Annotated in this window: 14 protein-coding genes; 6 read left to right on the top strand and 8 right to left on the bottom strand. The window is 71.4% G+C overall.

The features are described from left to right. Nucleotides 1-49: 49 nt before the first annotated feature. Nucleotides 50-361 carry a hypothetical protein gene (locus ACOZ90_RS11315; RefSeq protein ID WP_422893762.1) on the bottom strand — a complete coding sequence of 104 codons (312 nt, stop codon included), beginning with the start codon at nucleotides 359-361 and terminating at the stop codon, nucleotides 50-52. An 82-nt stretch (nucleotides 362-443) separates the two neighbouring features. Continuing rightward, entirely contained in the window at nucleotides 444-1,412 is a 969-nt protein-coding gene (locus tag ACOZ90_RS11310; protein WP_422893761.1) for a helix-turn-helix transcriptional regulator, read from the bottom strand. Nucleotides 1,413-1,509: 97 nt separating this feature from the next. On the opposite strand from ACOZ90_RS11310, the gene ACOZ90_RS11305 reads away from it, so the two are divergent. The 6 genes from ACOZ90_RS11305 (at nucleotide 1,510) to ACOZ90_RS11280 (ending at nucleotide 9,078) form a co-directional block, all read left to right on the top strand. Beyond that, nucleotides 1,510-4,386: a molybdopterin oxidoreductase family protein gene (locus tag ACOZ90_RS11305; protein WP_422893760.1), complete on the top strand. Its 2,877-nt coding sequence runs from the start codon at nucleotides 1,510-1,512 to the stop codon at nucleotides 4,384-4,386. Next, nucleotides 4,386-6,239 carry an SLC13 family permease gene (locus ACOZ90_RS11300; RefSeq protein WP_422893759.1) on the top strand — a complete coding sequence of 618 codons (1,854 nt, stop codon included), beginning with the start codon at nucleotides 4,386-4,388 and terminating at the stop codon, nucleotides 6,237-6,239. The genes ACOZ90_RS11305 and ACOZ90_RS11300 overlap by 1 nt, the downstream gene beginning before the upstream one ends. 10 nt (nucleotides 6,240-6,249) lie before the next feature. Next, nucleotides 6,250-6,477, top strand: coding sequence for a hypothetical protein (locus ACOZ90_RS11295; protein ID WP_422893758.1), 228 nt, complete (start codon nucleotides 6,250-6,252; stop codon nucleotides 6,475-6,477). After that, nucleotides 6,474-7,232: a 4Fe-4S dicluster domain-containing protein gene (locus tag ACOZ90_RS11290; RefSeq protein WP_422893757.1), complete on the top strand. Its 759-nt coding sequence runs from the start codon at nucleotides 6,474-6,476 to the stop codon at nucleotides 7,230-7,232. The genes ACOZ90_RS11295 and ACOZ90_RS11290 overlap by 4 nt, the downstream gene beginning before the upstream one ends. Nucleotides 7,233-7,251: 19 nt before the next feature. Then, complete coding sequence (locus ACOZ90_RS11285) at nucleotides 7,252-8,208, top strand: dimethyl sulfoxide reductase anchor subunit family protein (RefSeq protein ID WP_422893756.1); 957 nt, start codon at nucleotides 7,252-7,254, stop codon at nucleotides 8,206-8,208. A gap of 90 nt (nucleotides 8,209-8,298) precedes the next feature. Continuing rightward, complete coding sequence (locus tag ACOZ90_RS11280) at nucleotides 8,299-9,078, top strand: DUF481 domain-containing protein (protein ID WP_422893755.1); 780 nt, start codon at nucleotides 8,299-8,301, stop codon at nucleotides 9,076-9,078. On the opposite strand, the gene hemC is transcribed toward ACOZ90_RS11280, so the two are convergent. The 6 genes from hemC to ACOZ90_RS11250 all read right to left on the bottom strand — a co-directional run bounded on the left by hemC (nucleotide 9,071) and on the right by ACOZ90_RS11250 (nucleotide 13,384). Next, nucleotides 9,071-9,994, bottom strand: coding sequence for a hydroxymethylbilane synthase (hemC, locus tag ACOZ90_RS11275; RefSeq protein ID WP_422893754.1), 924 nt, complete (start codon nucleotides 9,992-9,994; stop codon nucleotides 9,071-9,073). The two genes, ACOZ90_RS11280 and hemC, sit on opposite strands and share 8 nt — an antisense overlap. Before the next feature lie 33 nt (nucleotides 9,995-10,027). After that, on the bottom strand, nucleotides 10,028-10,759 hold the full coding sequence (locus ACOZ90_RS11270) for a LytR/AlgR family response regulator transcription factor (RefSeq protein ID WP_422893753.1): 732 nt from the start codon (nucleotides 10,757-10,759) through the stop codon (nucleotides 10,028-10,030). Then, nucleotides 10,756-11,823, bottom strand: a complete 1,068-nt coding sequence (locus ACOZ90_RS11265; protein WP_422893752.1) for a sensor histidine kinase — start codon at nucleotides 11,821-11,823, stop codon at nucleotides 10,756-10,758. Before ACOZ90_RS11265 ends, ACOZ90_RS11270 begins: the two co-directional genes overlap by 4 nt. Before the next feature lie 3 nt (nucleotides 11,824-11,826). Further along, nucleotides 11,827-12,492, bottom strand: coding sequence for an alpha/beta hydrolase (locus ACOZ90_RS11260; protein ID WP_422893894.1), 666 nt, complete (start codon nucleotides 12,490-12,492; stop codon nucleotides 11,827-11,829). Nucleotides 12,493-12,624: 132 nt separating this feature from the next. Next, entirely contained in the window at nucleotides 12,625-13,047 is a 423-nt protein-coding gene (locus ACOZ90_RS11255) for a hypothetical protein (protein WP_422893751.1), read from the bottom strand. 115 nt (nucleotides 13,048-13,162) lie between these two features. Next, the gene (locus ACOZ90_RS11250) at nucleotides 13,163-13,384 is read right to left on the bottom strand and encodes a hypothetical protein (RefSeq protein ID WP_422893750.1); all 222 of its coding nucleotides are present in this window, start codon (nucleotides 13,382-13,384) and stop codon (nucleotides 13,163-13,165) included.

Here is a 13,384-nt window from a genome sequence, read left to right as displayed (position 1 = left end):
CACGCTAGCACAGCCGCCGCGCGCCGGGACGTGCCTGAAGTTGGCCCGCTCAGGCCGCCGCGCGGCGGCGCGGCGAAGCCGGACGGGCGGCCGTGCGGCGCCGGGCCTGGGCCGGACGGGCGCGCCTGCGCGGGGCAGCGGACGGGCTTGCGGGAGCGGCCTGCGGGCCCCGTTCGCGCAGATCCGCGAGCGCCAGCGCCGCCAGCGCGGCCAGCGGCATGCCCAGCAGCCACATCGGCATCCAGCCCACCGGGCCGGCGCCGCGCGCGGCCGGCAGCGACGCGATGGCCACCAGGCCCAGGAAGACGAGGCCCGCCAGGGCCTGGCGAAGAACGCGGGTATCGGGGGACGTGTTGCGCATGGCCGGCTCCGGGTGCGGAAAATGGTGACGGACGCACCATGCCCCGCCCCGGTCGCACCGGCTGCGACCCGTGCCGGAAGCCTCAGCGGTCGTAGTTGGACAGCGCCAGCGCCAGCAGCGAGCGCGCCTGCTCGCGCAGCGAGGCCGGCTCGATGATGGTGGCGTCCGCGCCGTAGTGCAGCACGTCCATCAGCAGCTCGCGCGGGGAGCTGTAGGGCACCTTCAGCTCGTAGCCGCCGTCGGCCAGCATCCGGCCCTTCTGCTGCGAATGCCAGTGCTCGTCGGCCACCCAGCGCGCGGCGCGCTGGTTGAAGTGGATCGTGGCCCAGCCGCGCGGTTCGCCGGAGAAGATGCCGTAGCTGCCGGCCAGGTGCCGGTCGAGCTGCTCCTCGTCGACGTCGCGGGCGCGGGGCTCCAGCGCCCGGGCCTTGACGATGCGATCCACCGAGAAGCTGCGCAGGCCGTCGCGGTCATGATCCCAGGCGTCCAGGTACCAGTTGCCCCGGTAGTGGGTGATGCGCTGCGGAGACACGGTGCGCCGGGTCTGCTCGTTGGTGGAGCGGGCGCGGTATTCGAACGCCAGCTGCTTGCGCTCCAGCACCGCGCTGCTGACCGCGCGGAACGCCTGCTCGTCCATGCGCCGGGAGTGGTGCGGGATCACCCGCACCCGCTCCACCGGCCACTGCTTGCCGGTGGAATGGGCGTTGAGCAGCTTGTCGATGCGCTGCTGCAGCGGCGCCAGCGCGCTGGACAGCACCCCGCCGGCGCTACGCGAGAGCAACTGCTGGGCCGCGACCAGCGCGTGCAGCTCGTCCGAGCTCAGCCACAGGCCCGGCAGCTCGAAGCGCTCCGCCTCGTCCGGGTCGTAGCTGAAGCCGGCCTCTCCGTCGCCCACCACCGGCGCCATCAGCGCGTCGCGCAGGAACGCCAGGTCGCGGTAGACGGTGGCGCGCGAGCAGCCCAGTTCATCCTGCAGCCGCGCCACCGTGACCGGGTAGCGCGCGTTCTGCAGGGTGCGGTGCAGGGCGAGGATGCGTTCGTATCTGTCCATGGGCCGATTATGGGCAATTTGCCCGTCGCCGTGGCGGGCCGGGCCGGTCGGGCCCGGCCACTCGCCGCGCACCGGTCGCGCGGGCACAATAGCGCCCATGCCAGCGCCCGCCCCGAACGAGCCGGCCCTGGATCTCTCACCCTCCCCGGGGGACGAGGCCAAGGCCACCACGTGCTACATGTGCGCCTGCCGCTGCGGCATCAAGGTGTGGCTGCGCGACGGCTCCATCCGCTACCTGCAGGGCAACGCCGCCCATCCGGTCAACCGGGGCGTGATCTGCGCCAAGGGCGCGGCCGGGATCATGCAGCACAACTCCCCGGCCCGGCTGTCGCGGCCGCTGCTGCGCGTGGGCGAGCGCGGGGCCGGTGAATTCCGCGAGATCGGCTGGGACGAGGCGCTGGACATCGCCACCTCGTGGCTGGCGCCGCTGCGCGAGCGCGACCCGGACGGGCTCGCCTTCTTCACCGGCCGCGACCAGTCCCAGGCGCTGACCGGCTGGTGGGCGCAGCAGTTCGGCACCATCAACTACGCCGCCCACGGCGGGTTCTGCTCGGTCAACATGGCCGCCGGCGGGCTGTATACGGTGGGCGGCAGCTTCTGGGAGTTCGGCGAACCGGACTGGGAGCACACGAAATACCTGATGCTGTGGGGCGTGGCCGAGGATCATGACTCCAACCCGATCAAGCTGGGCCTGGGCAGGCTCAAGGAGCGCGGGGCGAAGATCGTGGCGGTGAACCCGGTGCGCACCGGCTACGGCGCGATCGCCGACGAGTGGATCGGCATCCGGCCGGGCACCGACGGGCTGTTCGCGTTCGCGCTCATCCACGAGCTGCTGCGGATGGATCGCATCGACCTGGACTACCTGGTGCAGCACGCCGATGCGCACTGGCTGGTGGTGCGCGACCCCGGCGGGGCGCAGGACGGCCTGTTCGCCCGCGACGGGGAGGGCCGGCCGCTGTGCTGGGATCGCGATGCGGACGGGATCGCGGGCGGCGCGGTCGCGCCCGCCGGCGCGGCCGGCATCTCGCCTGCGGTGGTCGGCAAGTTCACCCTGGCCGATGGCCGCACCGCGGTGCCGGCGTTCCAGCTGGTGGCCGAACGCTATCTCGACCCGCAGTACGCGCCCGATGCGGTGGCCGGGCGCTGCGGCATCCCCGCCGCGACCATCCGCCGCATCGCCCGCGAACTGGCGGTGACCGCGTTCGAAAACCCGGTGCGCCTGCCCACCGCCTGGGTCGACGCCCAGGGCCGCAGCCACGAGGAGATGGTGGGCCGGCCGGTGGCCATGCACGCCATGCGCGGGATCAGCGCCCATTCCAACGGTTTCCACACCTGCCGCGCCCTGCACCTGCTGCAGCTGCTGCTGGGAGCGGTGGATACGCCCGGGTCGTTCCGCTTCCAGCCGCCGTTCCCGCGTCCGGTGCCGCCGCCCAACCGCCCCGGCAAGGCGCGGCGCGGGGACGGCAGCCTGGACGCGCCGCCGCTGGGCTTCGTGCATTCCCCCGCCGACCTGGTGGTGGACGCGGCAGGCAAGCCGCGGCGCATCGACCACGCGTTTTCCTGGGCCTACCCGCTGGCCGCGCACGGGATGATGCACACGGTGATCCGCAACGCCCACGCCGGCGACCCGCGGCCGATCGACACCCTGATGATGTTCATGGCCAACATGAGCTGGAACTCGGCCATGAACACCACCCGGACGATGCAGTGGCTGACCGACAGGGGCGAGGACGGCGAATACCGGATCCCGCGGATCATCTACTCCGACGCCTACGCCAGCGAGATGGTGGCCTACGCCGACCTGGTGCTGCCGGACACCACCTACCTGGAGCGCTTCGACGCGATCAGCCTGCTCGACCGGCCGATCTCCGACGCCGATGGCGCCGCCGACGCGATCCGCCAGCCGGTGTTCGACCCCGCCACCCAGGCCGACTCGCAGGGCCGCGCGCGCGACGTGCGCGGCTTCCAGTCGGTGCTGCTGGAGCTGGGCGCGCGGCTGGGCCTGCCGGGCATGGTGGATGCCGAGGGCGCGCCGCAGTACCGCGACTACGCCGACTACATCGTCCGCCACCAGCGCGCCCCGGGCGTGGGCCTGCTGGCCGGCTGGCGCGGCGAGGACGGCAGCGCCCATGGCAAGGGCGCGCCGAACCCGGAGCAGCTGCAGCGCTACATCGACAACGGCGGCTTCTGGCGGGCGGAGATCCCCGAATCGGCGCGCTACTTCAAGATGTCCAACCGCGCCTACCTGGACTGGGCGCACGGCATGGGCTTCATCGGCACCGCCGACCCGATCCCGATGCAGCTGTACGCCGAGCCGCTGCAGACGTTCCGCCTGGCTGCGCAAGGCCACGGCGAGCACCAGCCGCCGGAGGAACACCGGGCGCGGGTGGACACCTATTTCGATCCGCTGCCGATCTGGTACGAGCCCTTCGAAGGCACCCAGGTCGAGCTGGCGGACTACCCGCTTCACGCGATCACCCAGCGGCCCATGTTCATGTACCACGCCTGGGGTTCGCAGAACGCCTGGCTGCGCCAGATCGCCGCCCGCAACCTGCTGTACATGCACCCGGAGACGGGCGCGCGCCACGGCATCGGGGACGGCGACATGGTGCAGGTGTCCTCGCACAATGGCAGCATCACCGTGCCGGCGAAGTTCGCCGCCAACGTGCAGCCGGATACCGTGTGGACGTGGAACGCGATCGGCAAGCGCCGCGGCACCTGGGGCCTGGACAGCAACGCGCCGGAAGGCAAGGAAGGCTTTATGCTCAACCACCTGATCTCCGACCTGACCCCGCGCGGCGACTACGCCAACGCGGATCCCGTCACCGGCCAGGCGGCCTGGTTCGACCTGCGGGTGGCGCTGCGCCCGGCCGGCGGCGTTGAAGGCGCGCAGCCGCAGTTCGCCCCCCTTCCCGGGGCCGAAGCGCCCGGCGTGCTGCGCTACGCCGGCGGCAAGCCCGGAGTGGCCGCCTGATGCCGGGCCTGCCGCTCGAACTGTGGATCACCATCGCCGTGATGCTGCTGGCGGTGTACCTGTTCATCACCGAGAAGCTGCGCGTGGATGTGGTGGCGCTGCTGGTGATGACCGCACTGCTGGTGCTGGGGGTGATCACCGTGCCCGAGGCGCTGTCGGGCTTCAGCAACCAGGCGACGGTGATGGTGGCGGCGATGTTCGTGCTCAGCGGCGCGCTCAAGGCCAACGGCGCCCTGGACGCGATCGGCGAAGTGCTCTCGCGCATCCGCTGGCGCTGGCTGTTCCTGCTGGTGATGCTGGGCCTGGTGGCCGGCCTCTCCGCCTTCATCAACAACACCGCCACGGTGGCGGTGTTCCTGCCGCTGGTGCTGGTGGCGACCACGGCCAACGGCTGGGCGCCGTCGAAGTTCCTGATCCCGCTGTCCTACATCTCCCAGGCTGCGGGCGTGTGCACCCTGATCGGCACCTCGACCAACCTGCTGGTTGATTCGATGGCGCGCGAATCGGCCGGAGTGGGCTTCACCATCTTCGAATTCGCGCCGCTGGGCATCATCTTCGTCGGCATCTGCGCGGTGTACCTGCTCACCGTGGGCTGGTGGACCCTGCCCAACCGCGGCACCCCGAACCCGGGCGAGACCGAGCACGTGGGCCGCTTCATCGCCGAACTGGTGGTGCCGGCCGAGGCGCCGGTGGTCGGCAAGTCGCCGCGCGAGGCGCTGCCTGACAGCGCCCAGGACGTGGACCTGATGGAAGTGCTGCGCAACGGCACCCCGGTGCACGGCGCGGACGCGACCATCGCCGCCGGCGACCGCCTGCTGGTACGCGGCGACTGGCCGCGGATCGACGCGGCGCGCAAGGCGATGGAATGCAGGTTCGACCACGTGCCCAAGGCTCCGGAGCGGGCGCCGCCACGCACCGGCGAAAGCGGGGAGAACGGCGACAAGGGCAGGGAAAAAGACAAGGACAAGAACAAGGATGCATCGCGCAAGGACGAGCGCCTGCACGTGGAAGCCATGGTGGCCCCCGGCTCGCACCTGATCGGCCGCACCCTGTACGGCATGCGCTTCGCCCACACCTACCGCGCGCGGGTGCAGGGCATCCATCGCCGCCAGCTCGCGATCCGCTCGTCGCTTGACCGGGTGCCGCTGTCGGTGGGCGACGTGCTGATGCTCGACGCCCCGGCCGACGCGCTCGATGACCTGCGCGCCGATCCGGGCATGATCGTGCTCGGCGAGCGCGCCCAGAAGCGGGTCAAGCCGCGCCGGGCGATCCTGTCGGCGCTGATCATGGTCGCCGCCATCGCCGTGGCGGCGCTGGGCTGGCTGCCGATCGTGGCCTCGGCGCTGGTAGGCTGCCTGGCGCTGGTGGCGCTGCAGCTCATGACCCCGGACGAGGCCTACGAGTCCATCGACTGGCAGGTGATCCTGCTGCTGGCCGGGATCATCCCGCTGGGGTTGGCGCTGCAGAAGACCGGCGGCGCCAACATGGTCGCCGAACTGCTGCTCAACGTGCTCGGACCCTACGGCCCGGTGGCCACCCTGGCCGCGATCTACCTGATGACCTCGGCGCTGACCGAGGTGATGAGCAGCAACGCATCGGCGGTGCTGGTGGTGCCGATTGCGCTGGCCACCGCCGAATCGATGGGCGTGGACGCCAAGCCGCTGCTGATCGCGGTGGCCTTCGCCGCCTCCACCAGCTTCGCCACCCCGATCAGCTACCAGACCAACACCATGGTCTACACCGCCGGCGGCTACCGCTTCAGTGACTTCGTCAAGATCGGCATGCCGCTCAACGTGATCTTCTGGATCTCGGCGGTCCTGCTGATCCCGCGCTTCTTTCCCTTCCATCCCTGAAGCGCGCGGCATGAGGACGCTCTACCGGCTGATCGGGGTGCTGATGGTGGCGGCGGGCTGCCTTGGGGCGGTTGCCTGCACCTGGGCGCTGATTGATCCGTCGATCATCACCGGCGCGGGCGGCTCCTGGGCCGCGCACGCGCCCTCCCCGCGCTGGCGCGCCGCGTTCGGGCTGGTGTTCTCGATCGCCCTGGTGCTGTTCGGCAGCGGCCGGCTGCGCCACCGGAGGCTGCCGTGACCGCGCTCCCGCCGCCGCCGGCGAAAAAGCTCGGGCTGGTGATCGACCTGGACACCTGCGTGGGCTGCCACGCCTGCGCGACCAGCTGCAAGGAGTGGAACGCGGGCGGGATCAGCGGGCCGCTGGTGGACGAGCAGCCGTACGGCGAGCAGCCGTCGGGCGTCTGGTTCAACCGCGTGCACAGCTACGAGCTGGCCGAAGAAACAGCCGGCGCCGCTGCCGACCCGCAGCCGGCGATGACCCTGCACTTCCCGCGCTCGTGCCTGCACTGCGACACCCCGGCGTGCGTGACCGTGTGCCCGACCGGCGCCAGCTACAAGCGCGCCGAAGACGGCATCGTGCTGGTGGACGAGGACAAGTGCATCGGCTGCAAGCTGTGCAGCTGGGCCTGCCCCTACGGCGCGCGCGAGTATTCGCAGGTGGACGGGGTGATGAAGAAGTGCACCCTGTGCGTGGATCGGATCTACAACGAGAACCTGGAGCCCGAAGACCGGGTGCCGGCCTGCGTGCAGGCCTGCCCGACCCGCGCCCGCCATTTCGGCGACCTCGCCGACCCGGACTCGGACGTCTCGAAGCTGGTGGCCGAGCGCGGCGGGGTGGCGCTGATGCCGGAGCTGGGCTACGCCCCGGTCAACCGCTACCTGCCGCCGCGGCCACGGCGTGGCGGCGGCCAGCCCGATGCCGCCGCCGACGGCGGCAGCGGCGGCATCGCCGCCTCCATGCAGCGCTGGCTGGGCCGCGCCCTGCGGCGCTGAGCAAAGGGAACCGGACAGGATGCATCCCGCGCTTTCGGTGATCTTCTTCACCACCCTGTCCGGGGCCGGCTACGGCCTGCTGGCCTGGCTGGGGCTGTCGGTGTTCATGCTGCACACGCGCGCCGACCTGATGCCGATGCTGCAGCCGCTGTACCTGTGGGGGCTGCTGGCCGGGCTGGCGCTGTCCACCGCCGGGCTGCTGAGCTCGCTGGCGCACCTGGGGCGGCCGATGCGGGCGTGGAGGGCGCTGGGCCAGTGGCGCACCTCGTGGCTCTCGCGCGAAGGCGTGCTGGCGCTGCTCGTGCCGCTGCCGGCGCTGGCCCTGCTGTGCCTGTTGCTGCTGGTGGATCCCGGCCCCGGCCGGGCCATCGCACTGGGCGTGCTGGGGATGCTGCTGGCGGGACTGTCGCTGGCCACGGTGGCCTGCACCGCGATGATCTACGCCTCGCTGCCGCCGATTCCCGCCTGGCGCCACCCGCTGGTGGTGCCGGTGTACCTGCTGTTCGCCCTGCTGACCGGCCTGGCGCTGCTGTTCTGGCTGATGGCCGCGCTGCTGCCGTTCGCGGCGGAGTCCGGCCCGCTGCTCACGCTCGCGGTACTCGGCCTGCTGCTGGCCGGCTGCAAGCTGGCGTACTGGCACCGGATCGACCGCCAGGAACTGCCGGCCAGCCGCGCCGGCGCACTGGGACTGCCGGGCCGCGAGGCATCGGTGTTCGAGCGGCCCCATAGCGAGGCGAACTTCATCACCCGGGAGATGGTGTTCGTGCTGGCCCGGCGTCACGCCCGCGCCCTGCGGGCCGTGGCACTCGTGCTGCTGGCGGCCGTGCCGCTGGCGGCCTGGGGCCTGGCCGCGTCGGGCCTGCTCGCGCCGGGCGGCCTGATCGCCGTCACCAGCCTGGCGCTGCTGGCCGGGGCGTTTGCCGAACGCTGGCTGTTTTTTGCCCAGGCCCGGCACATGGTGTCGCTGTATTACTGAAAGGCGGATCGCGGCCGGTGCGGTTTGGATCCTGCAGGCGAGTCGGCATAATGACCTGCTTGCACGTGATCACACAGGTCTGTCCCCGACATGCGCGTTCGTTTCCTGCTGCTCGCCCTCACCGCCGCATCCGCCGGCCCCGCCCTGGCCCAGGATCCCGCCTTCGAGGAGAACCGCGAGCCGATCTGGAACGCGACCGGTGAACTGGGCTTCGCCCTGACCCGCGGCAACCGCAACTCGGAAAACCTCAACACCCGCCTGCACCTGGCGCAGGAGGACGCGCGCAGCAAGCACCAGCTGACCTTCTCCGCGCTGCGGGCCAAGGCCGATGTCACCGTGACCGACGAAGACGGCGTGTCGCAGACGATCTACCAGACCAGCGCCAACCGCTACCAGATCGGCGGCAGTACCTCGATCAAGGTCGACGCCACCCACAACTGGTTCGGCGCCGCGCGCTACGAGCGCGACGACTACGCGCTCAACGACTACCAGGGCACGTTCTCGTTCGGCTACGGCCACCACTTCTTCAACAACGACGACACCCTGCTGCTGCTGGAGATCGGCCCGGGCTACCGCCGCGCGCGCGAAGCCGAGACCCAGGAGGTGAACAGCAACTACATCGTGCGTTCGCTGCTGGACTTCGGCCACAACCTCACCGGCAACACCCGCCTGAGCAACACCCTGCTGGTCGAGGCCGGCAGCGACAACACCTTCGCCCAGAACGACCTTGGCCTGACGGTGGCGATGAACGACGCGCTGGCGCTCAAGGCCGGCCTCCAGTTCCGCCACAACACCGAGGTGGACGAGGCCGCCGGGCGCAAGAACACCGACACCCTGAGCACGGTCAACCTGGTCTACACCTTCAGGTAGCCGCCGGCCCCGGCAGCAGCTCGCCGGCGCCGCGCGCCAGCAGCATCGCGGCCACTTCGCCGCCCAGCGCTTCGGGCGCGTGCGCCTGGCCGTCGGCCTCGGCGCGCACCAGGCGGCCGGTACCGGCGTCGCCCACCAGCCCCTGCAGCACCAGCGCGTCGCCGGCCAGCTGCGCCAGCGCCGCCACCGGCACGTGGCAGCTGCCGTGCAGCGCGCGATTCATCGCCCGCTCGGCCTCCACGCAGGTGCGGGTGGGCGCGTGGTCGAGCACGGCCAGCAGGGCGGCCAGCTCCGGGGCGTCGTCACGGCATTCGATCGCGATCGCGCCCTGGGCCGGGGCGGGCAGCCATTCGGGCGCCTGCAGGCGGCTGCCGATGCGCGCGTCGAGCCCCAGCCGCTGCAGGCCGGCGCAGGCCAGGACGATGGCATCGTGCTCGCCTGCATCCAGCTTCGCCAGCCGGGTGTTGACGTTGCCGCGCAGGTCGCCCAGCACCAGGTCGGGGCGCAGCGCGCGCAGCTGGGCCTGGCGGCGCAGCGACGAGGTGCCCACGCGGGCGCCCCGGGGCAGCGCGGCCACGTCGCGGTGACGGTTGCTGATGAAGGCATCGGTGAAGTCGGCGCGTTCGATCACCGCCGGCAGCGTGAAGCCGGGCTCCAGCTCCATCGGCACGTCCTTGAGCGAGTGCACCGCGCAGTCGGCCTCGCCGCGCTGCATGGCCAGCTCCAGCTCCTTCAGGAACAGCCCCTTGCCGCCGATCGCGGCCAGCGAGCGATCCAGGATCTCGTCGCCGCGGGTGGACAGCGGCACCAGCTCCACTTCCAGTCCGGGGTGCGCGTGGCGCAGCAGGTCGGCGACGTGTTCGCTCTGCCACAGGGCGAGCGGACTCTTTCGGGTGGCGATGCGCAGTGTCTTCATGCGCCCATTATCGCCGCCAAGCGCGGCCGGCGTTCAAAGGCGCCTGATCGCCTCGCGCACCTGGGCCACGCAGCGGCGGCTGACCTCCAGCGGCGTGTCCACGTGGCGCAGCACCACCCGGGCGTGGCCGTCATGGTCGCGGCGCAGTTCCACCAGCGCGTGGCGCGAGACCAGGCAGTTGCGGTGGATGCGCAGGAAGCGCTCGCCGAACTCGGCTTCCAGCGACTTCAGCGACTCCTCGATCAGATCCTCGCCGCGGGCGTGATGGACGACCACGTACTTCTCCTCGGCCTGCAGGTAGTGAACCTCCTCGACCGGGATCAGCCGCAGGCTGCCGCGCAGGCGCGCGCACAGGTGGGTGCGCTGGCCGGAGCCGGCGCCCGGCCCCTCCTCGCGCTCGCGGCCCAGGGTGAAGGTGCGCGCGCGCTCGATCGCCGCCTGCAGGCGCTCGGGCCGCACCGGCTTGACCAGGTAGTCGACCGCGGCGGCCTCGAACGCCGACAGCGCGTGGGCATCGTAGGCGGTGCAGAACACCACCGCCGGGCGCGGCTCGAACGCGGCCAGGTGGCGCGCGGCCTCCAGCCCGTCGATGCCGGGCATGGCGATGTCCAGCAGCACCAGGTCGGCGTCGTGCTCGGCCACCGCGTGCAGCGCGGCATGGCCGTCGCCCACCTCGGCCACCAGTTCCACGCCGTCCTGCGCGGCCAGCAGCGTGCGCAGGCGCTCGCGCGCCAGCGGCTCGTCATCGGCGATCACCACCTTCACTTCTGCTCCCCAGTGCCCCCGGCCCCCTCCAGCGGCAGATCCAGCTCGCTCACATAGTAGCCATCGGCCCAGCCCCCCGTCATCCGCACCTTCGGGCCAAAGGCGTAAGCCAGCCGGTGGCCGATGCTGCGCCGGGCGTGGCCGGCGCCCGCCACCTCCTCTCCCGGAGGCGGCGACGGATTGCGCACCCGCACCTTCAGCCGTGACAGCGTGGCCTCCAGCTCGATCTCCACCCGGCCGCCGCGCGGAAGCCGCGAGATCCCGTGCAGCACCGCGTTCTCCAGCAGCGGCTGCAGCACCAGGCGCGGCATCGGCAGATCCCACGGCAGCGGCCCGGCGTGCCGCCACTGCACCTGCAGCCGCTCGCCCATCCGCAACTGCTCGATCGCCAGGTAGCGCTCGGCCAGCTCAACCTCGCCGCGCAGCGAGGAATCGACCTCGCCCGCGCCAAGCGCGGCCCGGAACAGATCCGACAGATCCAGCACCGCGCGTTCGGCCAGCTCCGGATTGCGCGGCAGCAGGCCGGCGATCATGTTCATGCTGTTGAACAGGAAGTGCGGACGGATGCGCGCCTGCAGCGCCTCGGCCTCGGCACGGGCGCTCGCGCTGACCTGGGCCTGCCAGCGGTCGGTGACGTAGAAATAGCGCAGCGCCAGCGCGGTGATCAGCGCCACCACGCCGGCCGAGCCGCCGACGAAGCGCCCCAGCGACGGCCACGCCCAGTCATCCGGCCCGCTGCCCACGCTCACGAACAGCCCGTGCACGATCGCCGCGGCCAGCCCGGCCACCACCGCCGCCAGCGCCACCGCCAGCAGCGAGCCAAGCCGCGGGTTGAACCGCGACAGCCCGCGTCGCGACAGGCACAGCAGCACCGACACCGCCAGCCCCAGCCACAGCGCGTATCCGCTCACCGACAGGAACCGGCCCAGGCTCCAGCCCGGCGAGCCGTCCGGCACCAGCGCCACCACCACCACGACCAGCTCCGCCAGCCCCAGCATCGCCGCCAGCCGCGGCAGCCGGCACAGGTCGGGCAGCCACGGCTCGGGCGCTCGGGCCTGGGCCACGACTCAGCCGCTCGCCAGCCGCGCCGTGAACCAGTCGCCCAGGTCGCGGACCTCCTCGGCGCAGAGCCCGTGCTGCATCGGGTACTCGTGCCAGTCCACTTCGAACCCCAGCTGCCGCAGCAGCTGCGCGCTCTGCTTGCCGGCCGCGTACGGCACCACCGGATCGTGGCTGCCATGGGCCATGAACACCGGCTGCCGGGCTGCCCCCTCCACCAGCGCCGCCTGCGCGCCCTGCGCCGCCGGCACATACGTGGACAGCGCGACCAGCCCGGCCAGCGGCTCGCGCCGCCGCAGCCCGGCCGCCAGCGTGACCGCGCCGCCCTGCGAGAACCCGGCCAGGACAATGCGCGAGGCCGGGATCCCGCGGCCGGCTTCACGCGCGATCAGCGCCTCGACCTGGGCAACGGATTCGGCCACGCCCTGCTCGTCGGCACGGTTGGCCAGATCCAGCTCGCGGATGTCGTACCAGGCGCGCATGGCCATGCCGTTGTTGATCGTCACCGGCCGCACCGGCGCGTGCGGGAACACGAACCGGATCGCCGGCCAGTCCCCGCGCACCAGCTCGGGCACCAGCGGCACGAAATCGTTGCCGTCCGCGCCCAGCCCGTGCAGCCAGATCACCGCCCAGCGCGGGTCGGCGGCGGTTTCGCGTTCGATGGTTTCAAGCAGCGTGTTCGAATCCAACCTGATCTCCCCGGAACGTTGGTGGCCCAGCAGCAACCGCAAAGCTGGCATAACTAATTGAGTTTCCGGCGATTCATCGGAGACGCCGCGCGTTGTGACTCGCAAAATGACTCACTTTTATCGGGCCGCCTTTGCCGCCCTATGCAAGCGCTGCATGTAACCCTCGCAGCCGCCCATGTTGCCCTCGAAATCATAGCGGCGGACCAGGTTGTCCGGGCCGACGATGAGCTTCACCGTGCAGGCATAGCTCACCGATGTGGTCTGCATGCCAGTGGTCGTCGCATTGAACGGCGTCGAGCCTACGGTGCCGCTGGTCGTCGAGGTCGTCGGAGCAATGGCAACGCCGGTGTGGCTGGTCGCCCAGGTGTAGACGGTGTCATCACCGAACTGTTGCTGCTGGGCCGGATAGCCGAGCACGTCGAACGCCTCAGAGATGGGTCGACCCTTGAAGGAAGCAAGCCCTTCCTCGAACCCGCTCCATGTCAGGCAGCTCGACAGGCTGACAGCCAGCACGACGGCCGGCAGGAATCGAAGTTTCATCTGCGGAACCCCCTGTGTCGCACGATCGGAAGGCCTGGACGGGGGTGCGCGATCAGCGCCAGCAGCGGCGAGCGGCATCCCTCCAGCTTGGGCCAGTGTACGCCGCGTGCTGCGATCAGGTGCGCCAGTCGAACGGGTTAATCATCGGCACCTCCTCCGCCTCGCGCTCCATCACCGCCGCCCAATGCTTGATCAGCCGGGCCCCGCTCACGTAGGCGGGCTCGCTGCCGGCCTTCCATCCGCGCAGGGTGGCCAGCGGCACGCCGAGCACCTGAGCGACCCGGACGTGGGGCCAGCCTGCGTACTGCAGGTCCATGATCACGCGAAACCAATTCAC

The sequence above is a fragment of the Luteimonas dalianensis genome (assembly GCF_049339425.1).
Classification (GTDB): Bacteria; Pseudomonadota; Gammaproteobacteria; order Xanthomonadales; family Xanthomonadaceae; genus Luteimonas; species Luteimonas dalianensis.
Note: the sequence above shows the minus strand (reverse complement) of the source record. Positions and strands in the feature narration are given on the sequence as shown.